This window comes from Flavobacterium limnosediminis JC2902, from assembly GCF_000498535.1.
GTDB lineage: Bacteria > Bacteroidota > Bacteroidia > Flavobacteriales > Flavobacteriaceae > Flavobacterium > Flavobacterium limnosediminis.
This window is the reverse complement of sequence record NZ_AVGG01000018.1, coordinates 66,851-90,902: the sequence shown is the minus strand read 5'-3', so window position 1 is coordinate 90,902 and position 24,052 is coordinate 66,851. Positions and strand designations below refer to the sequence as shown.

20 protein-coding genes are annotated in these 24,052 nt (G+C 39.3%); 16 read left to right on the top strand and 4 right to left on the bottom strand.

Annotation, left to right across the window (positions count from 1 at the left end; genetic code table 11):
• Positions 1-7: 7 nt before the first annotated feature.
• Positions 8-1,249: a porin gene (locus FLJC2902T_RS11975; RefSeq protein WP_023580055.1), complete on the bottom strand. Its 1,242-nt coding sequence runs from the start codon at positions 1,247-1,249 to the stop codon at positions 8-10.
• A gap of 155 nt (positions 1,250-1,404) precedes the next feature.
• Between FLJC2902T_RS11975 and FLJC2902T_RS11970 the strand changes: the two genes are divergently transcribed.
• The 3 genes from FLJC2902T_RS11970 to FLJC2902T_RS11960 all read left to right on the top strand — a co-directional run bounded on the left by FLJC2902T_RS11970 (position 1,405) and on the right by FLJC2902T_RS11960 (position 6,324).
• Positions 1,405-3,105, top strand: a complete 1,701-nt coding sequence (locus FLJC2902T_RS11970; RefSeq protein WP_023580054.1) for an RluA family pseudouridine synthase — start codon at positions 1,405-1,407, stop codon at positions 3,103-3,105.
• A 461-nt stretch (positions 3,106-3,566) separates the two neighbouring features.
• On the top strand, positions 3,567-4,610 hold the full coding sequence (locus FLJC2902T_RS11965; RefSeq protein WP_023580053.1) for an HAD family hydrolase: 1,044 nt from the start codon (positions 3,567-3,569) through the stop codon (positions 4,608-4,610).
• A 139-nt stretch (positions 4,611-4,749) separates the two neighbouring features.
• The gene (locus FLJC2902T_RS11960; protein ID WP_023580052.1) at positions 4,750-6,324 is read left to right on the top strand and encodes an arylsulfatase; all 1,575 of its coding nucleotides are present in this window, start codon (positions 4,750-4,752) and stop codon (positions 6,322-6,324) included.
• A 205-nt stretch (positions 6,325-6,529) separates the two neighbouring features.
• On the opposite strand, the gene FLJC2902T_RS11955 is transcribed toward FLJC2902T_RS11960, so the two are convergent.
• A complete protein-coding gene (locus FLJC2902T_RS11955; protein WP_023580051.1) occupies positions 6,530-7,555 on the bottom strand; it encodes a threonine aldolase family protein in 1,026 nt (341 codons plus the stop codon).
• Between the two features lie 47 nt (positions 7,556-7,602).
• Here FLJC2902T_RS11955 and prfB point away from each other — a divergent pair.
• Together prfB and FLJC2902T_RS11945 are read left to right on the top strand one after the other, a co-directional pair.
• Positions 7,603-8,698, top strand: a protein-coding gene (gene prfB / locus FLJC2902T_RS11950) for a peptide chain release factor 2 (protein WP_155958900.1) whose coding sequence is annotated in 2 segments (ribosomal slippage) — positions 7,603-7,665 and positions 7,667-8,698 — 1,095 coding nt in all. Because the reading frame shifts where the segments join, the coding sequence is not laid out codon by codon here.
• Positions 8,699-8,902: 204 nt separating this feature from the next.
• Positions 8,903-10,144, top strand: coding sequence for an outer membrane beta-barrel protein (locus FLJC2902T_RS11945; RefSeq protein ID WP_023580049.1), 1,242 nt, complete (start codon positions 8,903-8,905; stop codon positions 10,142-10,144).
• A 63-nt stretch (positions 10,145-10,207) separates the two neighbouring features.
• Here FLJC2902T_RS11945 and glyA read toward each other — a convergent pair whose 3' ends face one another.
• The gene (gene glyA / locus FLJC2902T_RS11940; protein WP_023580048.1) at positions 10,208-11,482 is read right to left on the bottom strand and encodes a serine hydroxymethyltransferase; all 1,275 of its coding nucleotides are present in this window, start codon (positions 11,480-11,482) and stop codon (positions 10,208-10,210) included.
• A 111-nt stretch (positions 11,483-11,593) separates the two neighbouring features.
• Between glyA and fahA the strand changes: the two genes are divergently transcribed.
• The 4 genes from fahA (at position 11,594) to FLJC2902T_RS11920 (ending at position 16,755) form a co-directional block, all read left to right on the top strand.
• The gene (fahA, locus tag FLJC2902T_RS11935) at positions 11,594-12,880 is read left to right on the top strand and encodes a fumarylacetoacetase (RefSeq protein ID WP_023580047.1); all 1,287 of its coding nucleotides are present in this window, start codon (positions 11,594-11,596) and stop codon (positions 12,878-12,880) included.
• Positions 12,881-13,084: 204 nt separating this feature from the next.
• Positions 13,085-14,269: a hypothetical protein gene (locus FLJC2902T_RS11930; RefSeq protein ID WP_023580046.1), complete on the top strand. Its 1,185-nt coding sequence runs from the start codon at positions 13,085-13,087 to the stop codon at positions 14,267-14,269.
• Positions 14,270-14,421: 152 nt separating this feature from the next.
• On the top strand, positions 14,422-15,273 hold the full coding sequence (locus FLJC2902T_RS11925) for a TolB-like translocation protein (protein WP_023580045.1): 852 nt from the start codon (positions 14,422-14,424) through the stop codon (positions 15,271-15,273).
• A 3-nt stretch (positions 15,274-15,276) separates the two neighbouring features.
• Positions 15,277-16,755 carry an N-acetylmuramoyl-L-alanine amidase gene (locus FLJC2902T_RS11920; RefSeq protein WP_023580044.1) on the top strand — a complete coding sequence of 493 codons (1,479 nt, stop codon included), beginning with the start codon at positions 15,277-15,279 and terminating at the stop codon, positions 16,753-16,755.
• 304 nt (positions 16,756-17,059) lie between these two features.
• Here the strand turns inward: FLJC2902T_RS11920 and FLJC2902T_RS11915 are convergent, their stop codons facing one another.
• Positions 17,060-17,239 carry a hypothetical protein gene (locus FLJC2902T_RS11915; protein WP_023580043.1) on the bottom strand — a complete coding sequence of 60 codons (180 nt, stop codon included), beginning with the start codon at positions 17,237-17,239 and terminating at the stop codon, positions 17,060-17,062.
• A 27-nt stretch (positions 17,240-17,266) separates the two neighbouring features.
• On the opposite strand from FLJC2902T_RS11915, the gene FLJC2902T_RS11910 reads away from it, so the two are divergent.
• From FLJC2902T_RS11910 to FLJC2902T_RS11880, 7 genes are read left to right on the top strand one after another with little or no spacing between them, the layout of a single operon-like run.
• Positions 17,267-17,884 (top strand): GNAT family N-acetyltransferase, encoded by a 618-nt coding sequence (locus tag FLJC2902T_RS11910; protein ID WP_023580042.1) that lies wholly within the window; start codon positions 17,267-17,269, stop codon positions 17,882-17,884.
• Positions 17,885-17,889: 5 nt separating this feature from the next.
• Positions 17,890-19,080 carry an argininosuccinate synthase gene (gene argG / locus FLJC2902T_RS11905; protein WP_023580041.1) on the top strand — a complete coding sequence of 397 codons (1,191 nt, stop codon included), beginning with the start codon at positions 17,890-17,892 and terminating at the stop codon, positions 19,078-19,080.
• Positions 19,073-20,050 carry an N-acetyl-gamma-glutamyl-phosphate reductase gene (gene argC, locus FLJC2902T_RS11900; RefSeq protein WP_035678565.1) on the top strand — a complete coding sequence of 326 codons (978 nt, stop codon included), beginning with the start codon at positions 19,073-19,075 and terminating at the stop codon, positions 20,048-20,050. The genes argG and argC overlap by 8 nt, the downstream gene beginning before the upstream one ends.
• A gap of 11 nt (positions 20,051-20,061) precedes the next feature.
• Positions 20,062-21,198: an aspartate aminotransferase family protein gene (locus tag FLJC2902T_RS11895; RefSeq protein ID WP_023580039.1), complete on the top strand. Its 1,137-nt coding sequence runs from the start codon at positions 20,062-20,064 to the stop codon at positions 21,196-21,198.
• Entirely contained in the window at positions 21,195-22,148 is a 954-nt protein-coding gene (locus FLJC2902T_RS11890) for an N-acetylornithine carbamoyltransferase (protein WP_035678563.1), read from the top strand. The genes FLJC2902T_RS11895 and FLJC2902T_RS11890 overlap by 4 nt, the downstream gene beginning before the upstream one ends.
• Positions 22,138-22,941 (top strand): acetylglutamate kinase, encoded by an 804-nt coding sequence (gene argB, locus FLJC2902T_RS11885; RefSeq protein ID WP_035678560.1) that lies wholly within the window; start codon positions 22,138-22,140, stop codon positions 22,939-22,941. The genes FLJC2902T_RS11890 and argB overlap by 11 nt, the downstream gene beginning before the upstream one ends.
• Positions 22,928-24,001, top strand: coding sequence for a M20 family metallo-hydrolase (locus tag FLJC2902T_RS11880; RefSeq protein ID WP_035678557.1), 1,074 nt, complete (start codon positions 22,928-22,930; stop codon positions 23,999-24,001). The genes argB and FLJC2902T_RS11880 overlap by 14 nt, the downstream gene beginning before the upstream one ends.
• Positions 24,002-24,052: the final 51 nt, after the last annotated feature.

The following is a 24,052-nucleotide window of genomic DNA, read 5'->3' as shown; positions in this document are numbered from 1 at the left end:
ACGTTGCTTAGAAATTAAACTGAACCTGTAATCTTAACAAACTTCCGCTTTGTGAATTCACAGGTAACTTCGCGTCTTCATATCTTCTGCTGGAAATCGTATAATCTGCTGTTAATTCGAAGTTCTTAAATGGCTGCCATTCAACTCCGATTTCAACATCGTTTACTTTATACGCTCTTGCATCCGTCTCATGTTTTTTACCACCTTCATACCATTGGTATTTTACGAAAGGAAATAAAATCTGATTCTTGATTCTAGCGTTATACATAATCTGAGCGTAAGCACCTTTAAGATCTTTCTGCTCAATAGTGTTGTTTTCCGGATTGTATTGAGGTCCTGTACCGATGTTCGCTTCCGCCTGAACACCGAAAGGTTTAGGGTACCACACAAAAGTAGCTGCTGCTCTCTGATCTGAAAATTCAGGCGAACCTTCTTCTAAAATAACTCCGGGTGTTAATGTAGTTACCACATATTTTCCTGAGTACCCCTGTAAACTGGCTTCAAAAACCTGACCGTTTTGTAATTCAAAAGGATAAGTAAATCGGGCTACAAAATGCTGATCATTGTTCGCTTCAGGCTTGTTGGCTGTCTGACCGTTGTAAATACCCAAACCTAACAATCCGTAATCTCCCGAACCTTTTAAACCACTATCAACCAATTCTTTAAACAATTTTCTTTTTTCTTTAGTCGCCCAGTAAAAGAATATCCCCAAGTCACGCTCATTAGCTATCGCACTGTTCAAAGCATCGTTACGATCCAATGTAGCTCTGTTTTGGGATGACTGTAAATTTTCAAAACCAAACGGAATTTTACTCTGACCGATTCTGAATCTGTATTCCTTGTCTTTATCCAATGATAAATCGAAATAAGCATCTCTTATATTGAAGTAATGTTTGTTTGTGGAAGAAGCATCCGTAGCAAAATCAGGTTGGATATAAATATAAACCCTGTCATGAACATCTCCTGAAAAAACAAGACGCCCTCTTCTGATAGCAAAACTGTTATCTCCTCCCCATGACTTATCACATTGCTCGCAACCTAAATCCTCATTAGTTTCCAAAAGTTTATTGTAGCGGATTTGCGCATACCCTCTAAGCGAGATTTTTTCATACCATTTTTTTTCAGGTTTGGCTACCTCCTTTTGCTCCTCTTTCTTTGGAGCCTCTTCCGTTTTAGTTTCTGTTACCTGTGCATTTACAACGTTTAGCGTCGCAAATAAAAGAAAGGTGGAAAAAACGATTTTTTTCATGATAAATTTTAGTTGTATTATTTTTTGGCAAAACTAATGTTGTTTTAATGTTACCACGTTAAGTTAATGTTATCATTATGAAAAGTTAATGTGATTATTAACAACTTGCTGTTTACGTCATAAATAGTACTTTTGCAATCCGTAATAATCGTACAATGAATTCATCAGAAATTTCAGCTCAGTCTTGTTTTATCCCTTTTGAAGGAACGATAGATTCATATACGCTACCGGAACGATTCACTTTTCCTTTTTATTACGAGCCGCATCCGTTGAGCGTTTTAGCGGCAAAAGAACTACAGGAGTACCTTCAAAATCAAACCGATTGGGAACATAATTTCGGATTGGACGAGAGTCAGGAAGGACTGGTTATCGGAAAGATGTTTGGTGTGATGGTGGTTCGAAATCAACAGAATGAAATTGGATATCTGGCTGCTTTTTCGGGAAAACTCGCAGATAAAAACGTTCATCCAATGTTTGTACCTCCTATTTTTGACATGCTTGAAGAAGACAGTTTTTTTATTAAAGGGATAAAAGAGCTTACACAGATTAATACCCGAATTGAAACTTTAGAAAGTAATTCAGAATTCATTGCACTCACTAACGAACTTCAGACCGAAACCGCTGTAGCTGAACGCAAATTGGAAGAGCAAAAAATAAAAATGAGCGAGGCGAAAAAAGCCCGTAAGCTTCTTCGCAAAAAAGCAGAAGTGGAAATCACGGATGCCGATTCATTGGAAGTTTACATGAATGACTTGGTTCGTGAAAGTTTAAAAGACAAGTTCCTGCTGAGAGAATTAACCGAATATCTCGAAGATCGTCTTTCGGAAACAAAGAAAAAATTAGCTGTTTTTACCGATGAAATTACTTTTTTAAAGGAAGAGCGCAAACAGAAATCGGCCAACTTACAGCAACAACTTTTCGACCAGTATCATTTTCTAAATAATAGAGGAGAAACTAAAAGCCTGTGTGACATTTTTGAAGCCACTGCTTTAATAAAACCGCCTGCAGCTGCCGGTGAATGTGCCGCACCAAAACTTTTACAATACGCTTATCTGAATAACCTGCAACCAATCGCCATGGCCGAATTCTGGTGGGGCGAATCACCAAAATCGGAAATCCGTAAACACGGTCAGTTCTATCCTGCCTGTCGCGGAAAATGCGAACCGATATTGGGCCATATGTTGGAAGGGCTTTCCGTTGATGACAATCCGCTGTTGGCAAATCCTGCTTTAGGTGTTCCGATTGAAACGGTTTACGAAGACGATTATTTAGCGGTAATCAACAAACCCGCCGAGTTCTTATCAGTTCCGGGTATCAATATTCTGGATTCGGTTTACGAACGTATGAAACTTAAATATCCTGAGGCCACCGGTCCGCTGATCGTTCACCGTCTGGATATGGCGACTTCGGGTTTATTGCTGATTGCTAAAGACAAAGATACCCACAAACTTTTACAAGGACAGTTTATAAAACGAACGGTTAAAAAACGCTACACGGCTTTGTTAAACGGAATCGTAACCGAAAACGAAGGCGAAATCAATTTACCGTTGCGCATCGATTTAGACGATCGTCCGCGCCAATTGGTTTGTTATGAATACGGCAAACCGGCAAAAACAAAATGGAAAGTAATTGAGCGAACTAAAGAACAAACCAGAGTTCATTTTTGGCCGATTACCGGACGAACACATCAGTTACGCATGCACGCTTCTCACGCATTGGGACTAAATTGCCCGATTGTTGGCGATGATTTGTACGGAACAAAAGCGAACCGCCTGCACTTACACGCCGAATGGATTGAGTTCAGACATCCAGCCACAAAAGAAACGATGACTTTTGAAGTCAATCCGGATTTTTAAAAATCTGCTTATCAAATAATTACTGTTTTTCAGTGGCTTTTCACTAAAAAGGCAACTTCTTCGCTACATGTGATTTTTATCTGATAAACATATCAGAAAAGTTTCGTCATCAAATAATTAAAACCAACATAACTTTCTTACATTTTTTTCATTAACTTTAATGACCCTTTTTAAATCTGATTTTTAGCACATACTTAATCAATTATTAAACAACTGATTACATAATAAAAAACAAAAAGAGGCATTCACTTTTATCAGTCAGAGACAACACTGCTTTAAGAGTAAAAACAAGCAAATCTTTTTAGGAATACCATTATTATCATTTCGTTATCTGCCACAAATCTTTATCACTACTATTTTTTACGTGTTTTTAAAAGATTCACGCAATATACTAAACAAATAAACCTTTTGTAAAAATGGAATATGAACGATAGTATTTAAAAAACAAAACAGTAATAATTATGGAAACAGGTCAAATAATACATACTAAAACTAAATATCTTTTTTTTGTATGTCTCACTTTATCTATCGCTTTTTGCCTAACCAACTGCAAAAAAGCTAGCGTCACAACAGAAAAAAAAGAAACGCATACTGAACCGTTAAGTTCATGGAATTCAGAACCAAAAGGTAAAATTATCGATTGGGTAAAAGCGGTTACCGACAGTACCAGCACATTTTACATCCCGGTTTCCGACAGGATTGCGGTTTTCGACAACGATGGGACTTTATGGCCCGAACAACCATTTCCCAATCAACTGGTATTTGCAATTGATTATCTGAAATCAAATGCTGCCCAACATCCGGAATGGCAAAAAGATCCGGATTTAAAAGTGTTTCTGAATGAGAATCCGTTACAACTTAAAGATGCCACTAAAACTGGACTTATTAAAGTAATGAGCATCAGTCATTTAAATATAACAGAAACTGACTTTAATAACAACGTCAAAAATTGGATTGAGACCGCCAAGGATGCCAAATTTAAAAAAAGATACAAAGATTTAGTGTACCAACCCATGCTGGAATTACTTGATTATCTGCATCAAAACAAGTTTACGACATTTATTGTCAGTGGTGGCGGTGCCGATTTTATGCGGGTATGGACAGAGGAGGTGTACGGAATTCCGCCCTATCGGGTAATCGGAAGTTACAGTGATGCCAAATTTGAAATGATAGACAACAAGCCTGTAATAACCAAAATTTCTGAAGGTTTTTACTTAGATGATAAGGAAGGAAAGCCGGCAGCAATACATCGCTTTATTGGCAAAGTACCCGTTTTTTGCGGTGGTAACAGCGATGGTGATCTGGCCATGATGCAATATACCGCCGGAAGTAAATATAAAAGTATGAATGTGCTCTTGCACCATACCGATTCCGTCCGGGAATATAAATACGATTTAAAAACGCTGAGCGGTCATCTTGAAAAAGGACTGACCGAAGCCAAAAAGAACAATTGGCTGGTTATCGATATGCAAAAAGATTTTTTGAAAATTTTCCCTTTTGAATAAGGTATTTGAATTTTAATAATAACCATTCCTTTAAAACAATACGTATGAAATCGCCATTAACAAAGAGTTTGCGCAAGCAAACACCAATAAATAAAAAAGCGATACCATATATGACCTCTAATAAATAAATTTCACATATATGAAAAAGACAAAAACTATTCTGATTCGGCTGTTACTTTTAGGCCTTTTACTTGTCAATTCAACAATCGGATTGGCACAAAAAAAGCCCAATATTCTGGTGATATGGGGTGATGATATCGGTACGTGGAACATCAGCCACAACAACCGAGGAATGATGGGATACAAAACCCCAAATATCGATCGTATTGCAGCTGAAGGAGTTTCCTTTACGGATTATTATGCGCAACAAAGTTGTACGGCAGGACGTGCAGCCTTTATCAGTGGTTCTGTTCCTGTTCGTTCCGGAATGACTAAAGTAGGATTACCGGGAGCTAAAGAAGGCTGGCAAAAAACAGATGTTACCATGGCCACCGTCTTAAAAGGACAAGGTTATCGCACCGGACAATTCGGCAAAAACCATCAGGGCGATCGTGACGAACATCTGCCAACCATGCATGGTTTCGATGAATTTATGGGAAGTTTGTATCATTTAAATGCGGAAGAAGAGCCGGAAAACAGAGATTATCCTAAAGACATGAAGTTGGCCAGCGGTAAAACATTCTATGAAACCTTTAAACCACGTGGGATTCTTAAAACAACAGCTGATGGTAAAGGTGGACAAAAAATAGAAAATATGGGTCCGTTAACAAAAAAAAGAATGGAAACTATTGATGATGAAACTGTTGCTGCAGCCAAAGATTTCATAAGACGCCAGGTGAAAGCCGGTGAGCCTTTCTTTTGCTGGTGGAACGGAACCAGAATGCACTTCCGTACTCACGTAAAATCTGAGCATACCGGAATTTCAGGACAGGACGAATACAGCGATGGTATGGTAGAACATGATATGCATGTGGGAGAATTGCTGAAATTATTGGATGAATTAGGAATTGCCGACAATACCATGGTAATGTATTCCACCGATAACGGACCGCATTACAATACCTGGCCGGATGCCGGAACAACGCCCTTCAGATCTGAGAAAAACTCAAATTGGGAGGGCGCTTACCGCGTACCTGCTTTCGCCAGATTTCCTGGTAAAATACCCGCTGGTGTCATTTTAAACGGAATTGTAGCTCACGAAGACTGGTTGCCAACTTTTGCTGCAATTGCAGGCGATAACAATGTGACAGAACGATTACGCAAAGGAACAACCATCAACGGACGCAGTTATAAAAACTATATCGACGGATATAACCAGTGGGACTATTTAACAGGCAAATCAAAAGAATCGGCTCGCCATGAATTTTGGTATGTAAACGATGGTGGACAAGTTGTTGCTGCCCGGTATGATGATTGGAAAGTTGTATTCTTAGAAAACAGAGGGGAAGCCTTTGGCGTTTGGAGAGAACCCTTTGTTGAATTACGCACACCATTATTGTTTAATTTAAGAAGAGATCCGTTTGAAAAAGCTCAGCATAATTCAAATACTTATAACGACTGGTTTTTAGACAGAGTGTTTATTTTGATTCCTATACAAGGCTTAGCTGGAAAATTCTTAATGACAATGAAGGATTATCCGCCTTCGCAGACTGCGGGAGCTTTTAATTTAAGTAAGATCGAAGAGCAATTGAAAAATGCCAGTAGCGGTAAATAATTACTTGTACTCTTTAAAAACAATGCGGGCATTACCTTGTAATGCCCGCATTGTTTTTTATATGATTATGCGAACAAGTGTTAGATTTGTAACTTTTTGATTTTCGAAGTAGACCTGACAGGTTTTAAAAACCTGTCAGGTCTAACATAAAGGATATCAGTATTTTATTTCAATCCTTGATTCGCATTGATTATACTTTATGGAATTATAATTCAATTTTCATCAAAGCTTCCAAGACATAATCGTGCATTACCTGTTTGTAATCCAAATGGGTTACGATGCGTAATTTTCCTTTGCCCATCGAACTGATGAAAATATTTTTCTGTTTCAGTTTTTCCATTAGCAAAGCTTCATCAAATTGAGGTTTTACGGAGAAAATCAGAATATTGGTTTCAATCGGTTCTACTTTATCCACCCAATACAACTGCTGTAACAAAACTCCAATTTCTCTAGCTCTGCGGTGATCTTCTTCCAATCGGCCCACATTATGTTGAAGGGCATACAATCCGGCTGCTGCCAAATATCCGATCTGACGCATACCGCCACCCAATATTTTTCTGATTCGTAATGCTCTGTGGATTGTTTCCTTATCACCTAAAAGCAAAGAACCAACGGGTGCTCCCATCCCTTTAGACAAACAAACCGAAATGGTATCAAACAATTCACCATATTGTTTCGGATGCTGGCGTTTGGCAACCAAAGCATTCCACAAACGCGCCCCGTCAAGATGGTATTTCAGATTATTATCGGTACAAACCTGCTTGATTCTTTTTAATTCTTCAATATCATAACAGGCACCTCCACCTTTATTGGTTGTATTTTCAATGCAGACTAACGATGTTTTCGGATTGTGATAAAATTCGGGATCCGTGATATGTTCTTCCACCTGAAGTGACGTAATCATTCCGCGGTTTCCATCAACAAGCGAACAGGAAACACCACTGTTAAATGACGCTCCTCCTCCTTCATATAAATACACATGCGCCCATTTATCACAAATTAACTGGTCACCCGGCTGCGTATGCAATTTAATTGCCGCCTGGTTGGCCATCGTTCCCGAAGGAAAAAACAATGCCGCCTCCATTCCGAATAAATCGGCTACCGTTTCTTCCAATTCCACAGCCGTAGGATCCTGACGGTAAACGTCATCGCCTACTTTGGCACGAAACATATGCTGTAACATTTCAGGAGTTGGTTTGGTAACCGTATCGCTAACTAAATTTATTTCCATATTCTAAAAAGGAATGTCTATTTTTGCGGGATAAAACTACAATTTTTATGGTAAATACCGAACAGATTAAGGATATTATTGAGCGCCTTGGTGCGTTAAGGAGGTATCTTTGACGTCGATAAGAAACTTATCGAGATAGCCAACGAGGAAGAGAAAACCTTTGCGCCTGATTTTTGGAACAACGCCAAGGAAGCCGAAGTTATTGTCAGAAACCTGAGATCCAAGAAAAAATGGGTGGAAGATTATGAAAAAGCCAATAATATGGCCGAAGAACTTCAGTTGATTTATGAATTCTTCAAAGAAGGCGATGCTACCGAGGAAGAGCTTGATCAGCACTTCCATGCTACTCTTTTACATATTGAAAATATCGAATTCAAGAACATGCTTTCCGATGAGGGAGACAACCTGAGTGCGGTACTTCAGATTACTGCTGGCGCCGGAGGAACAGAAAGTTGTGACTGGGCTTCGATGTTAATGCGTATGTATCTGATGTGGGGTGAAAAGCAAGGTTATAAAATCAAAGAACTGAACTTTCAGGAAGGTGATGTAGCGGGAATCAAAACCGTTACACTCGAAATTGAAGGTGATTATTCTTTTGGATATCTTAAAGGTGAAAATGGCGTACACCGCTTGGTTCGTATTTCTCCTTTTGACAGCAACGGAAAACGTCATACTTCGTTTGCTTCCGTGTATGTTTATCCTTTGGTGGATGATACCATTGAAATTGAAATCAGTCCTGCCGATATTGAGATTACGACTGCCCGTTCCAGTGGTGCCGGTGGTCAGAATGTGAATAAAGTGGAGACGAAAGTGCAGTTGGTTCACAAACCGACCGGAATTCAGATTCAGTGTTCGGAAACACGTTCGCAACACGATAACCGTCAGCGCGCGATGCAGATGTTACGTTCACAGTTGTATGAAATCGAACTGAAAAAGAAACTGGCGCAACGTGCCGATATTGAAGCCGGAAAAATGAAAATCGAATGGGGTTCGCAAATCCGAAACTATGTCATGCACCCTTATAAATTGGTTAAGGATGTCCGCTCCGGATATGAAACCAGTGATGTGGATGGTGTAATGAACGGTGAAATCGATGAATTCCTGAAGGCCTATCTGATGATGATGGGGCAGAAAGATGAGTAAAACACCAACAATCCGTTAGGTATAGCTACAATAATTACATATTTTCGACATTATCAAAAGGGGAAACTTCATAAAATCATGAGTTTCCCCTTTCATTTTTATAACAAAAAAGCTTTAATTTATAACTAAAAATAAAAAAAATCATACAAAAAATTACAATAATCATCTTAGTTTTACAATATTAATACTAACCAATAAAAACAAATGAACAAAACTGCTTACCTGATTATCATTCTTTTTATTTCAAGTCTGATTAATGCACAAACCAAATTTGAAAAAGGTTCTTACATCGACAGCAACAACATCAAAATTGAAGGTTTCATCAAAAATGAAGATTGGCGAAACAATCCTAAAGAATTCGAGTTTAAAGAAAACGAAAACGGTACCGCAAACATAATTTCGATTGACAACGCAAAAGAATTTGAGATAACCGGAATAAACAAATATGTAAGGGCCGATGTTGATATTGAAAGATCAAGTAATAAATTAGGATACTTAGGGACAAATAAGGATCCTCAATACGTAAACGAAAGACTTTTTTTAAAGCAGATTGTTTTTGGGACCTCAAATTTATTTAAATACGAAGAAAACGGACTTGAAAAGTTTTTCTATTCTGTAAACAATTCTCCCGTTAAACAATTAATTTTCATAAAATACAGTGTTTCCTCTGAAAATAATCCGGAAGGAAAATATGAAATCGGAGATATGTTAACTAATGATTTGTTCCGAAGACAATTATGGATGGACGTAAAATGTGAAACTACTACCCAAAATGATATCAAATCAACCGATTACAACACTTCTGACCTGACAAAATACTTCAAAAATTACAATAGTTGCAAAGGTGATAAACCTGTTACCGAAATCGTTGAGAAAAAAGTGAAGCATAATCTGAAAGCTTCCGGTATTTATAATATTGCCACTATGGATGTTGAGCATTATTCACCAAGTACTTCTCCAAATTTTAAAAACTCAAGTTTTGGATTTGGTCTTGAATATGAATTACTCCTGCCTTTCAACAACAACAAATGGGGGGTTATTTTTGAGCCGAGTTATAACACTTTCAAAGACGAACAAACCTTACCCCCTTACGGTCTGAGCACAATAAATACAGTAGCTAAGACCGATATGAGTTACATTCAGCTACCATTCGGTATACGCTATTATTTCTTTCTTGATAGCAACTCTAAAATTTTTGTGAATGCAATCGCTAATGTTCGTTTAATTGGCGAAAAAGAAAATATTGACTTTAACACAGCCAGTAGCGATCTGTCATATTCACCAAGCTCATTTTCACCTGCTTTTGGACTGGGTTATACATATAAGAAAATATCCGGAGAATTCAGATATTATTTGGAATCTGGTGTTTCAGCTCATCCAAACATTCCTATTAATTATACCAATTCCAGTTTCATATTGCGATATGAATTGTTTGGAAGAAAGTAAATTCCAATAAAAAAGGGGCTGTCTCAAAATGACAGCCCCTTTTTCATATATAAAAGTAATGAACTAGAATACAAACATAGCACGTTCGCTCATCATATCATTAACCTCATCAGCAACTTCTTCAAGAACCGCTTCATCGGTATAATTCATGATAACTTTGTCGATTAAGGCAACAATCGTTTCCATATCGGCTTCAACCAATCCACGAGTTGTTACTGCTGGAGTTCCCACACGGATACCTGAAGTTACAAACGGAGATTTATCATCAAAAGGAACCATGTTTTTGTTTACCGTGATTTCAGCTTTCACTAATGCGTTTTCAGCTTCTTTACCCGAAATGTTTTTGTTTCTCAAGTCGATTAACATCATGTGGTTATCTGTTCCGCCGGAAATAATATTGTAGCCTCTTTTTACGAAAGCTTCTGCCATTGCTTTAGCATTTTTCTGAACCTGCATCGCATATTGGAAGAACTCATCCGTTAACGCTTCACCGAAAGCAACCGCTTTGGCAGCGATAATGTGCTCTAAAGGCCCACCTTGATTTCCAGGGAAAACCGACATGTCCAATACGTGTGACATCATTCTGATTTCTCCTTTTGGCGTAGTTAAACCCCATGGATTTTCGAAATCTTTCCCCATCATAATCATTCCGCCTCTTGGTCCGCGTAATGTTTTGTGAGTAGTAGTGGTAATGATATGACAATGAGGAACCGGATCGTTCATTAATCCTTTGGCGATTAAACCTGCAGGATGTGCGATGTCGGCCATTAAGATAGCACCAACAGAATCCGCGATTTCACGGAAACGTTTGAAATCCATATCACGGGAATATGCCGAAGCACCTGCGATGATTAATTTCGGCTGCTCTTTCGTTGCGATTTCCTGAATTTTATCGTAGTTCAAACGACCAGTCTCCTGCTCCACTCCGTAAAAAACCGGATTGTATAATTTTCCTGAAAAGTTTACAGGAGAACCATGTGTAAGGTGACCACCGTGAGATAAATCGAAACCTAAAATGGTATCACCCGGTTTTAAACATGCTGAAAGTACAGCCGTATTTGCCTGTGAACCCGAATGTGGCTGCACGTTTACATATTCGGCTCCGAATAAAGCTTTTGCTCTGTCGATTGCGATCTGTTCGATAACGTCTACTACTTCACAGCCTCCGTAATATCTTTTGCCGGGATACCCTTCAGCATATTTATTGGTTAGCACCGATCCTGCCGCTTCCATTACCTGGTCGCTCACAAAGTTCTCCGATGCGATAAGTTCTAATCCGTGGATTTGTCTGTCTTGTTCTTCAAGAATCAAGTCAAAAATTTGTTCGTCGCGTTGCATTTTCAAATATTTTGTTAAATCGAGTTCAAAAATACGAAAAGTGTTTGGTAAAATCACAATAGAAAGTATATTTGATGTATTGAATTACGAACAGACAAAAAACACTATATCATGCCTATAACAGCAAACGATCCCCATAGAAAATCATGGTTACAAGTAGCGGAAAACAGCGATTTCCCTATACAGAATATTCCTTTCGGCGTTTTTATCACTAAAGAAGATGTGGTTACCATCGGAACCCGAATCGGCGATTTCGCTATCGATATGGGCGCATTGCAGCAGTTGGGCTATTTTGAAGGTATTGATCTGACCGACGATATGTTCATGCAGGACACCTTAAATGATTTTATCGGTGACGGTAAAAAAACGTGGAGACTGGTTCGTAACCGTCTTGCCGATATTTTTGATGCCGATAATGCCGCTTTGAGAGATAACAAGACACACCGTGATGTGGTTGTTTTCAATATCAGCGATGTGGAAATGCAATTACCCGTTCATATTGGTGATTATACCGATTTCTATTCGAGTAAAGAACACGCTACAAATGTGGGTAAAATGTTCCGTGACCCGGAAAATGCGTTGTTGCCAAACTGGCTGCACATTCCTGTAGGCTACCACGGAAGAAGTTCTACTATCGTTCCTTCGGGGATTCCGGTACACCGTCCTATGGGGCAAACGTTACCGAACGGGGAAACACAACCGGTATTCGGTCCGTCGCGTTTAGTGGATTTCGAATTGGAAACCGCTTTTATTACAACCGATGCCAATATCATGGGGGAAAACATTCCTGTTAACGAGGCAGAAGATTATATTTTCGGAATGGTGTTATTGAACGACTGGAGTGCGCGTGACATTCAGAAATGGGAATATGTGCCGCTTGGTCCGTTCCTGGCGAAAAATTTTGCTTCCTCCATTTCTCCTTGGATTGTTACTTTGGATGCTTTAGAGCCATTCAGAACCGCCAGTCCGAAACAGGAACCGGAACCGCTTCCTTACCTGCAGCAAAGAGGAAATCATGCTTACGATATTAATCTGGAAGTATCGATTACCCCTGAAAATGCAGAAGAAACTTTAGTGAGTAAATCGAACTTAAAATATATGTACTGGACGATGAGTCAGCAATTGGCTCACCATACCATTAACGGTTGCCGAATCAATTCGGGTGACATGATGGGCTCGGGTACGATTTCGGGCCCGACGGAAGATTCATTCGGTTCGATGCTGGAATTGACTTGGGGCGGACAGAAACCAATCCAGATGAAAGACGGCTCGGAACGTAAATTCATTAATGATGGTGATACCGTTATTATGCGTGGGTTCTGCCAAAATAATGAAGTTCGCATCGGGTTTGGGGAAGTATCAAGTAAACTGTTACCTCCTATTCCGACGAAATTCTAAAATAATCCTAAACTCCGAAATTCAGCCTTCGGAGTTTTTTTGTGCCCGAACATCAACTCCGGCCTAGCCCCGTTCCGATAGCTATCGGAAGGAACGGCATCCTTTTTGCTTTGTCTCGTTCTCAAAACGAGACAAAGCAAAAAGATATAGTGGACAGCGGGATTAGCTCCTAAAAAGTTATATTTTTGCAAAAAACCAACATTTATGAAGAAAATTACAACTTTACTCCTTTTATTGTTTTTTATTTATTCCTGCGGTGTGAAACATACGCAAAGCATGTTGAGCGATGGTGATTATGATGGCGCCATTAACCGTGCATTCGAAGCTTTGCGAACCAATAAAAATGCCAAAGGCAAACAGGATTATGTATATCTCATGGAAGAAGCTTTTGCCAAAGCCAAAGAACGTGATTTAGGTGATATCGAAATGTTTGCCAAAGATGCGAATCCTGCGAATCTGGAAAAAATCCATAATTTATACCTTCAGTTGAATAACCGTCAGGAGAAAATCCGACCGTTATTACCATTACAATTGATTAAGGAGCGTAGAAATGCGTCTTTCCAGTTTGATAATTATTCCGATCAGATTATCAGCAGTAAAAATGCCTTGTCTAAATACCTTTACGACAACTCGAAATTATTATTGAATTCAAGAGATAAAATGAGTTTCCGCAAGGCTTATGAAGACCTTAACTATCTGGAAAGCATCAATCCCGGGTACAAGGACGTAAAAAAATTAATTGACGAAGCGCAATTTAAGGGAACGGATTACGTTAGTGTTTTCACTAAAAACGAGACCGACATGATAGTTCCTGTCCGCTTGCAGAATGATTTACTGGATTTCAGTACGTTCGGACTGAACGATAAGTGGACTGTTTATCACAGCAACCGCCAGAAAGGAATCAATTATGACTACGGAATGATCGTAAACTTCCGCCAGATCAATATTTCTCCGGAACAAATTAAAGAGAAAGAATTCATCAAGGAAAAACAAATTAAAGACGGGACAAAAACATTGCTGGACGCCAACGGTAACGTTGTAAAAGACAGTTTGGGACATCCGATTAAAGTGGATAATTTTAAAACGATCCGTGTTAACATTTACGAATTCCGTCAGTTTAAAGCCTGTCAGGTAACCGCAAAAGTGGATTATGTTGATTTTAAAACCAACCAGTTAATTGAAACTTTCCCTATGGCAAGTGAATTCGTTTTCGAACACGTTTATGCCAATTACAACGGAGACAAACAGGCTTGTGATGAAAGTTATTTGCCGTATTTCGACCGAAGAGCGGTTCCTTTCCCAAGCAATGACCAGATGGTTTATGACAGCGGCGAAGATTTAAAAGCAAAGTTGAAAGGTATTATTACAAGGAACAAATTCAGACGATAATATATCCCTCCTATTCAAAAAACACTTTCATTATGAAGGTGTTTTTTTTATAAACACTTTATTTACTGTAAGTTTTTTAATATAAAATATTGTGTTTTTATTCTAAATTTGTAAAATAAATACTACTTTAGTTTTTATTAAAACTTTTTTATATGAAAACACATTTAGTATTCGCCGCCACATTAATTGTAAGTACAGTAATGCAGGCGCAAAAACTGGAACAACCCAAACAGCTTTTGGTTGAAGGTTCCTTCTGCAATCCGGTGGTCTCTCCGGATGGAAAATATGCACTCCTAACAAAAGAGCACAGCCAAGGCGTGTATCTTTTGGATGTAAAAGCAAGTAAGGTCAGGCAGATTTCGGATAAGGCCGGCAGCGGTTATGCTTATTCGTGGAATCAAAACAGTACGACTTTTTATTTCAGAACTAAGAACAAGGCAGACTACCATTCGTATGCAAAGGTCGCTTCCTATGATGTTAAGGCCCGAACTCAGAAGAAACAGAACAGTGCAAGCCCGAACTGGCTTCCTTCATTTAAAGGGTTTGAGGAAAGTACGATAGTAGTTTACACTAATCTTACCACATTAAAAATTGAAGCCAAAGATTTAAAAACTCAGAAAAGCTGGGTTATTACCAATGATGAAGGTCAGTTCTACAACGCACTACTGTCAAATGACGGTAAAAAAATAGCTGTTCATAAGGGAGCTGATATTTACATTTACGCTATTGACGGGAAAAGTAAAGGCATAAAAATCGGAACCGGAATTGCTACTTCGTGGTCCAAAAACGATAAGTACCTGATTGGTTTTATGGATGAAAGCAAAGACGGTCATACCGTTAGCAACTCCGATTTGTTCCTGTTTGATGTGGCTTCTCTAAAAAAAATACAACTGACTTCCACTGAAGATCGAATCGAAATGTTCCCCTGTTTTTACGGAGACAATAAAATAATGTTTTCCGATGATAAAACGGGTAAAATTTACGTATCAAAACTAAAAATATGAGCCATGAGAACCCTATTTAAACTACTGTTTATCGTATTGTTTTCCCTTACGGCCAATGCCCAGATAGTTGTTATTGATCCCGGACACGGTTACGGAGCCACCACCAGCAATAACCCGGATGGAAGAACCGCAACAGAGATTGAAACTTCGTTGGAAGTAGGTTTGAGAACCAGAACCTTGATCCAGAATTCCTGTTCGACATGGACCGTTCAAATGACCAGAACCACCAATGTAAACGGCTGGACATCGGTTACCCAACGCGCGCAAATGGCCAACAACTGGAACGCCGACCGACTTTTAAGCATCCACTGTAACGCCGGAGGAGGCACCGGAACGGAAACTTTTTACTGTACCGACAGCGATACCAACACCGCGCCAGACATTGCTTTTGCTCAAAAAATCCAAACGGATATGGTAACAAATGGTGTGTGGAACAACCGACGCTGCGTGGAAGACAACAGTTTCATAGCCTATCATTTAGGGGTTCTGAAATATTCTTCTGCTACAGGCTGCCTGAATGAAATCGGTTTTGTCGATTCGGCTGATGCTACGAAATTGAATAGTTCCACTTGGAGAGATACCTTTGCGCTTTCGTATTTCAACTCACTGAAATCCAATCTGAATCTGACCTGCAACACCACACCGCTTCCCGGATCATTTACCCTTACGGCGACACCGGAATGCAACGGTATAACCAGTCAAATTAAACTTCACTGGACGGCTTCGCCTAATGCAACGAATTATGATATTTACAGGAATGGAGCATTGTATGCGAGTAATGTTACGGGAACTCAGTATTTGAATACGTATATCACCGTCGGAACGATTTATACTTATACGGTAAAGGCAAAAAATGTAACCGGCACGACTTCAAACTCAAACGGAACGCTTTCCGCTACTGCTTTGAATTGTCCTCCCGGTGCCTTTACACTAACCGCAACGCCAACGTGTAACGGAACAACAAGTGCCATAAATCTGATATGGACAACCTCCGCAAATGCGACCAGCTATGACATTTACAGAAACGGGAATCTGTATGCGCACGACGTAACCGGAACCACCTTTTTAAATACATATTTAATTACCGCTGGGACAACGTATACTTATTATGTGAAGGCTAAAAACAGTATTGGCACGATAAACAATTCAAACGGAATAGCATCCGTAACCGCAATTAATTGTGCTGCAAAAGTTGCGGAAACCGAAGCAACAACGGAAATAAATACACCCCAAACAGAAATAGCATTGTATCCAAATCCGACAAGCGGAATCTTTAATCTGGCGGTTAACAATGCTAAAAATAAAAGGATTGAATACTACCTTTTTGACAGTAACGGTAAAATGATTAAAAATGCTAAAATTGATTCATCTGGAGAACATTCAAACCAACAAATTGATATCAGTCATTTACCAAAGGGAATCTATTTTGCGAGAATACTGATTGATAATCGGGAATTTACCAAACAAATAATCAAGCGATAAATTCCTTCAAAATTCGAAAATTCGTGGTTATAAAATTTAATTTTGGCCACGAATTCTCGAATAAAAAATTGTATTCCAAACCATATATCAATAAAACAACTGAAGTTAAAACACTACAAAACAACACTTTAATCCTGATTTTTTATTTTTTTTGCATTTTTTTAAGGATTTGTATTTTCATTTTATATACATTTGCAGCAATGAAAACAACAAAGTTACATACTAACTTTTCTACACGGAAAACCCTGGCCCTTACTTCACGGTCAGAGCGGTCGACATTCTAGCACCCGAGTTTTTCATCTTGTTATTCATTTCTCATTTTTCCCATTTTGGAAACATTATTTATTTTTTTAGGACAATTAGGTCTTAACCCTATTAATTTTTCACTTCCGTTTGTAACTATTACAATCCGGCCGTAAGGTCTGCTGTATTCCTTTGGAACAAGTCCGCCTTGTTTGTACTTCCGCACGTATTTTTTTCCCATTCATCAATTATTCATCATTGTTTTAAAATGAATATAGTTATTACTGTTGCTCAGAAAGAGCACTACGATTTTGCACAGTTAATTTGTGACACCATTGAAACTTCCGCGCTTCAGAGAGGTACGGGAATTGCAAAAAGAACTCCGGAATACATCCTGAAAAAAATTGATATGCAGGATGCCGTTATCGCCCTTGCAGATGGAAAATTTGCAGGATTCTGCTACATTGAAAGCTGGCAACACGACAAATTTGTGGCCCATTCCGGGTTGATCGTACATCCCGATTACCGTCATTTAGGTCTGGCAAAAAAAATCAAATCATTCGTATTCGACTATTCGCAGAAGAAACATCCCAACGCGAAAATATTCGGAATCACAACGGGTTTGGCGGTTATGAAAATCAATTCCGATTTAGGCTACAGACCTGTTCCATTTTCAGAATTGACGGATGATCCAAGCTTCTGGGCTGGCTGTAAAACCTGTACGAACTTTGACATTTTACAACGCAAGGAAAACAAAATGTGCCTTTGCACCGGAATGTTATACGATCCGAACGAAAGAAAAAATATAAAAGAACAATACACCTTTAATCAAAAAGTGCTGACACGTTTAAAAAGCATCAAACAAGCACTTTTCTTAAAAAAATAATTCAAATGAACAAAGTAGTTTTAGCCTATAGCGGCGGTTTAGATACATCCTATTGTTTAAAATATTTAATCCAGAAAGGATTTGAAGTACACACCGTTTTAGTCAACACCGGTGGTTTTTCGGAAGAAGAATTAACAGCCATCGAAAAAAGAGCCTACGAATTGGGAAGCGCCCAACACACGAATCTCGACATTATTGAAAAATATTATGAAAAAGCAATCAAATACCTGATTTTCGGAAACGTACTGAAGAACAACACCTACCCGCTTTCCGTAAGTGCCGAAAGGGTGTTTCAGGCATTGGAAGTGATAAAATACGCCAAATCAAAAGGAGCCACCTCCATCGCACACGGAAGTACGGGCGCCGGAAACGATCAGATAAGATTTGACATGATTTTCAAAACCATTGCACCGGAAATTGAAATCATCACTCCTATCAGAGATTTGAAATTATCAAGACAAGAAGAAGTGGAATTCCTTCAGCAAAACGGCGTACAGTATTCCTGGGAAAAAGCACAATATTCCATCAACAAAGGCATTTGGGGAACCAGCGTGGGCGGAAAAGAAACGCTTACCTCCCATTTGGCGCTGCCGGAAGAAGCCTATCCGTCACAATTGCAAAAAGAAACCCCTGAAAAAGTGGTTCTGGAATTCGAAAAAGGAGAATTAATCAGTGTAAACGGAGAACAAGATTCACCTTCGCAAAACATTGTCAAACTGGAAAATATGGCGAATGCTTTTGCCATTGGAAGAGATATTCATGTGGGTGACACCATTATCGGAATCAAAGGAAGAGTCGGTTTTGAAGCCGCTGCTCCGATGATTATTATCAAATCACACCATCTTTTGGAAAAACACGTACTATCGAAATGGCAGCAATACTGGAAAGAACAATTGGGCAACTGGTACGGAATGTTGTTCCATGAAGGTCAGTTTTTGGATCCGGTAATGAGAAATATCGAAACTTTTTTAACTGATACACAAACGACCGTGAACGGAAAAGTCACCGTAACCCTGAAACCGTATCATTTTTCTTTGGATGGAATTGAGTCCGAGAATGATTTAATGAATACGCAATTCGGACAATACGGCGAAATGAACAACGCTTGGACCGCCGATGACGCCAAAGGCTTTATCAAGATTCTGGGCAATGCCCAAATGATTTATTCACAGGTAAACGAATTGAGTTATGATTAACATCGGAATTATAGGCGGTTCGGGCTACACAGCCGGAGAGCTGCTCAGATTGTTGCAAAATCATCCCAAAGCAAACATTGATTTTGTGTACAGCACGACCAATGCCGGAAAACCGGTTTCATCGGTACATCAGGATTTAATCGGAGAAACATCTTTGGTTTTTTCAGATAAAGTGAATCCGGAAGTTAACGTGGTTTTTCTTTGTTTGGGGCATGGAAAATCGAAAGCTTTTTTAGCCGAAAACCAGTTCGCATCCCACACGAGAATCATCGATTTGGGTAATGATTTCAGGCTGAAAAACGATGCGGTTTACAATGATTCCGAATTTGTTTACGGACTTCCGGAAATGAATAAAGAACAAATCAAAAAGGCGCAATTCATTGCAAATCCCGGCTGTTTTGCTACGGCAATTCAGTTGGCTTTGCTTCCTTTGGCAGAAAATAATCTACTAAATGAAAGCATACACATAAATGCAACCACAGGAAGTACAGGCGCCGGAGTTCAACCTTCGGAAACCACACATCACAGCTGGAGAAATAACAATATGTCGCATTACAAAGCTTTTGAACATCAGCATTTGGGTGAGATTATTCAGAGTTTAGAACAGACACAAAACGGCTTCAGTCAGGAGGTTTTGTTCATTCCGAATCGTGGTGATTTTACCAGAGGCATTTTTGGCACGCTTTACACCAAAACAAACAAGTCGTTAGCGGAAATCGTAAAGCACTATGAAAGTTATTATCAAAACGAGCCTTTTGTGGTAGTGACAACCGAAGCCATTCATCTGAAACAAGTAGTGCAAACCAACAAATGCATTATAAGCCTGATGAAAAAAGACGATTATCTGTTGGTTACGTCCATCATTGACAATTTAGTGAAAGGCGCTTCCGGACAGGCTATTCAGAACATGAACCTGATGTTCGGATTCGAGGAAAAAACAGGTTTACAACTAAAATCAGGCAACTTTTAAAAATTAAAAAAATGAGTTTATTCGACGTTTATCCAGTATATACAATTACCCCAACAAAAGCCTCAGGTGCAAAAGTTTGGGACGAAAACAATCAGGAATATCTTGATTTTTACGGAGGTCATGGCGTAATTTCAATCGGTCATTCACATCCTGAATATGTAAAAGCAATCACGGAACAGGTGAACAAAATCGGCTTTTATTCCAACTCAATTGTGAATCCGGTTCAGGAACAACTGGCACAAAAACTAACGGTTCTTTCCGGTTATACCGATTATTCGTTGTTTCTGTGCAACTCCGGCGCGGAAGCCAATGAAAATGCACTGAAACTGGCTTCTTTCCACAATAAGAAATCAAAGGTTATTGCATTCAAGAAAGCTTTTCACGGGAGAACTTCTGCGGCGGTTGCGGTAACGGACAATCCTTCCATCGTGGCACCTTTAAATAGTAATCATGAAGTTATTTTTCTTCCTTTAAACGAAATCGAATTGGTTGAAAATGAAATCGCCAGCAACGACATCTGTGCCGTGATTATCGAAGGTATTCAAGGTGTAGGCGGGCTCGATGAAGGTACAACCGAATTCTTCCAGGTGTTGGAAAAAATCTGCAATGATAATAATGTGGTTTTAATTTTAGACGAAATCCAAAGCGGTTACGGAAGATCCGGGAAATTCTTTGCGCACCAACATCACAACATTCAGCCGGACATTATTTCAATGGCAAAAGGAATGGGGAACGGTTTTCCGATTGGCGGCATTCTGATCAGTCCGAAATTTATCGCTTCCCACGGATTATTGGGTACGACTTTCGGAGGAAATCACTTGGCTGCAGCCGCTGCACTTTCGGTTTTGGAAACCATTGAAACTGAAAAGCTGATACCGAATGTGAACGAACTGTCGGTTTATTTCACAGCGCAAATGCAACAATTTCCGCAAATCAAAAAGATAAAAGGAAAAGGTTTGATGCTCGGATTGGAATTTGAATTTGAAGTCAACGAACTGCGTAAAAAACTAATTTATGAAGAATTCATCTTCACCGGAAACGCTTCTCAGAAAAATCTGCTGAGAATCCTTCCGCCACTTTCCATCACGAAAGAAGATATTGACTTTTTTACTATCGGATTGAAAAACGCTTTACACAATTTATCATGAAACATTTCACATCAGTAAACGACATACAGGATTTAGACGAACTTTTGCTGTTAGTAAAACAAATTAAATCAGCGCCTTACAACAACAAAACGTTAGGCGAAAACAAAACCATTGGACTATTATTCTTTAATCCGAGTTTAAGAACGAGATTGAGTACTCAAAAAGCGGCTACCAACCTCGGTATGAACACCATTGTCATGAACCTCAACACCGACGGTTGGAATCTGGAATTTGAAGATGGCGCCATCATGAACGGCAACAAAGCCGAACACGTAAAAGAAGCAGCTCAGGTGATTTCGCAATATTGTGACATCATCGCCATCAGAAGTTTTCCGACGTTAACCGACAAGGAAAAAGACGAAGAAGAACAGGTAATCAACTCGTTCAAAAAATACGCTTCAGTTCCTGTTATTAGTCTGGAAGGTGCTACGGAGCATCCGCTTCAGGCTGTGGCCGATATTTTGACGATAACCGAATTCAAAACCAAAAAGAAACCGAAAGTAGTTTTAACATGGGCGCCACATCCGAAAGCATTGCCACATGCGGTACCGAATTCGTTTGCCAAAATGATGCAATTGGCTGATGTTGATTTCGTAATTACGCATCCGGAAGGTTACGAGCTAAATCCGAAAGTTACCGGAAACAGTAAAATTACTCACAATCAGCATGAAGCGTTCAAAGATGCCGATTTCATCTACGCCAAAAACTGGAGCAATTATAACGATTACGGCCAAATCACATCACAAGACACTTCGTGGACTGTGACTTCGGAGAAAATGAAACTGACAAACAACGCCAAATTCATGCACTGTCTTCCGGTGAGAAGAAATCAGATTGTTACCGATGAAGTTATTGACAGCGAGAATTCGATTGTAATCCAGCAAGCCAACAACAGAACCTTTGCAGCACAGGCAATCCTAACCAAAATATTGGAAAATCATGACAGCTAAACCCAAAATAACCGTGATGAAAATCGGCGGAAATGTAATTGATGATGCATCAGCGCTGACAGAAGTTTTAACTGCATTTTCAAAATTTGAAGGCGCTAAAATACTGGTGCACGGCGGTGGAAAAGAAGCCAGCAAGTTAGCCGAAAAGTTAGGTTTACTTCCTCAAATGGTTGACGGAAGAAGAATTACCGATGCTCCGATGCTGGATGTTGTCGTGATGACGTATGCCGGTTTGCTCAACAAAAAAATAGTCGCCAAATTGAATGCTTTCGGAACAACAGCTGTTGGGTTTTCAGGAGCTGACGGCAATCTTATCCTTTCGAAAAAAAGAAAAATAGGTGTGGTTGATTATGGTTTTGCAGGTGATATCGTTTCGGTAAATCATCAGTTACTTGTAACACTTTTGAACAATAACATTACTCCGGTTTGTTGTGCCATTACACACGACGGCAACGGGCAATTACTGAATACCAACGCCGATACGATTGCGAGTGAATTGGCTTCGGCTCTAGCTGATTTTTATGACGTGGAATTGTGCTACTGTTTTGAGAAAAAAGGCGTTTTGATGAATTCGGAAGATGAACATTCAGTAATTGAAATTTTAACTGAAGAGACATACGATGATTTACTGAAAACCAGCACCATTCACTCCGGAATGATTCCGAAACTGGACAACTGTTTTGCCGCGCTGAAAAAAGGGGTAAAAACAGTCACCATCGGTCATCATTCATTAATCGGAAATAAAAATTCAAACCATACGAAAGTACAATTACAAGCCTATGAAAACCATTGAAAAATTGACTCAGGAAGCCATCAATCTTTTAAAAAACCTAATTGAAACACCTTCCTTTTCAGGTGAAGAAGACAAAACTGCGCTTTTAATTGAAGCATGGTTTACCGAAAATCAGATTCCGTTTCAGAGAGAGAGCAACAATATTTGGGCTTACAACCTTCATTTTGATGACGCAAAACCTACGCTGTTGCTGAATTCACATCACGATACCGTAAAACCGAATCAGGGTTATACTTTGGATCCGTTTAAGGCGATTGAAAAAGACGGGAAATTATTCGGTTTGGGAAGTAACGATGCTGGTGGTTGTTTGGTTTCACTGTTAGCGACATTCACTCATTTTTATGCCGTGGAAAATCTGTCGCACAATATTGTTATGGTTGCTTCCGCCGAAGAAGAAAGCAGCGGTCCGAACGGATTGAACAGCGTCCTGAAACACCTTCCGGAATTGGATTGTGCCATCGTGGGAGAGCCGACCGAAATGCAACTGGCCATAGCCGAAAAAGGCTTATTGGTTTTGGATGTAACTGTCAAAGGGACAGCAAGTCATGCAGCACATCAAAATTCTGACAACCCGATTTATAAATCAGTTCATCTGATTAATTGGTTTAATACTTATTCCTTTAAAAAAGTGTCTGAAAATTTAGGTCCGGTGAAGATGACCATTACCCAAATTAATGCCGGAAAACAACACAATGTTGTTCCCGCCAAATGTCATTTGGTTGTTGATATCCGTGTCAATGATTGTTATTCGAACGAAGAAATTCTGAAAGTTGTAAGCGACAATATCGATGCCGAAGTCAAACCGCGTTCGTTGCGCCTTCGCTCCTCTTTCATCGATAAAAACCACAAACTGGTTAAAAGCGGAATTAACTTGGAAAGAAGCACTTACGGCTCACCAACGCTTTCCGATCAATCGGTTTTAAGTTGCCAGTCGTTAAAATTAGGACCGGGAAATTCGCTTCGTTCGCATTCGGCTGACGAATTTATATATATCAACGAAATTGAAGAAGGCATCGGACTGTATATCAAAATACTAACCGGATTTCTTTTTAATAATTAAACAAAAAGCAGCCACGAATTACACAAATTTACACGAATTAATTTGTGGAAA

Coding starts and splice junctions, on each gene's coding strand:
- FLJC2902T_RS11975 (WP_023580055.1), bottom strand. CDS start 1,249: ATGAAAAAAATCGTTTTTTCCACCTTTCTTTTATTTGCGACGCTAAAC.
- FLJC2902T_RS11970 (WP_023580054.1), top strand. CDS start 1,405: ATGAATTCATCAGAAATTTCAGCTCAGTCTTGTTTTATCCCTTTTGAA.
- FLJC2902T_RS11965 (WP_023580053.1), top strand. CDS start 3,567: ATGGAAACAGGTCAAATAATACATACTAAAACTAAATATCTTTTTTTT.
- FLJC2902T_RS11960 (WP_023580052.1), top strand. CDS start 4,750: ATGAAAAAGACAAAAACTATTCTGATTCGGCTGTTACTTTTAGGCCTT.
- FLJC2902T_RS11955 (WP_023580051.1), bottom strand. CDS start 7,555: ATGGAAATAAATTTAGTTAGCGATACGGTTACCAAACCAACTCCTGAA.
- FLJC2902T_RS11945 (WP_023580049.1), top strand. CDS start 8,903: ATGAACAAAACTGCTTACCTGATTATCATTCTTTTTATTTCAAGTCTG.
- glyA (WP_023580048.1), bottom strand. CDS start 11,482: ATGCAACGCGACGAACAAATTTTTGACTTGATTCTTGAAGAACAAGAC.
- fahA (WP_023580047.1), top strand. CDS start 11,594: ATGCCTATAACAGCAAACGATCCCCATAGAAAATCATGGTTACAAGTA.
- FLJC2902T_RS11930 (WP_023580046.1), top strand. CDS start 13,085: ATGAAGAAAATTACAACTTTACTCCTTTTATTGTTTTTTATTTATTCC.
- FLJC2902T_RS11925 (WP_023580045.1), top strand. CDS start 14,422: ATGAAAACACATTTAGTATTCGCCGCCACATTAATTGTAAGTACAGTA.
- FLJC2902T_RS11920 (WP_023580044.1), top strand. CDS start 15,277: ATGAGAACCCTATTTAAACTACTGTTTATCGTATTGTTTTCCCTTACG.
- FLJC2902T_RS11915 (WP_023580043.1), bottom strand. CDS start 17,239: ATGGGAAAAAAATACGTGCGGAAGTACAAACAAGGCGGACTTGTTCCA.
- FLJC2902T_RS11910 (WP_023580042.1), top strand. CDS start 17,267: ATGAATATAGTTATTACTGTTGCTCAGAAAGAGCACTACGATTTTGCA.
- argG (WP_023580041.1), top strand. CDS start 17,890: ATGAACAAAGTAGTTTTAGCCTATAGCGGCGGTTTAGATACATCCTAT.
- argC (WP_035678565.1), top strand. CDS start 19,073: ATGATTAACATCGGAATTATAGGCGGTTCGGGCTACACAGCCGGAGAG.
- FLJC2902T_RS11895 (WP_023580039.1), top strand. CDS start 20,062: ATGAGTTTATTCGACGTTTATCCAGTATATACAATTACCCCAACAAAA.
- FLJC2902T_RS11890 (WP_035678563.1), top strand. CDS start 21,195: ATGAAACATTTCACATCAGTAAACGACATACAGGATTTAGACGAACTT.
- argB (WP_035678560.1), top strand. CDS start 22,138: ATGACAGCTAAACCCAAAATAACCGTGATGAAAATCGGCGGAAATGTA.
- FLJC2902T_RS11880 (WP_035678557.1), top strand. CDS start 22,928: ATGAAAACCATTGAAAAATTGACTCAGGAAGCCATCAATCTTTTAAAA.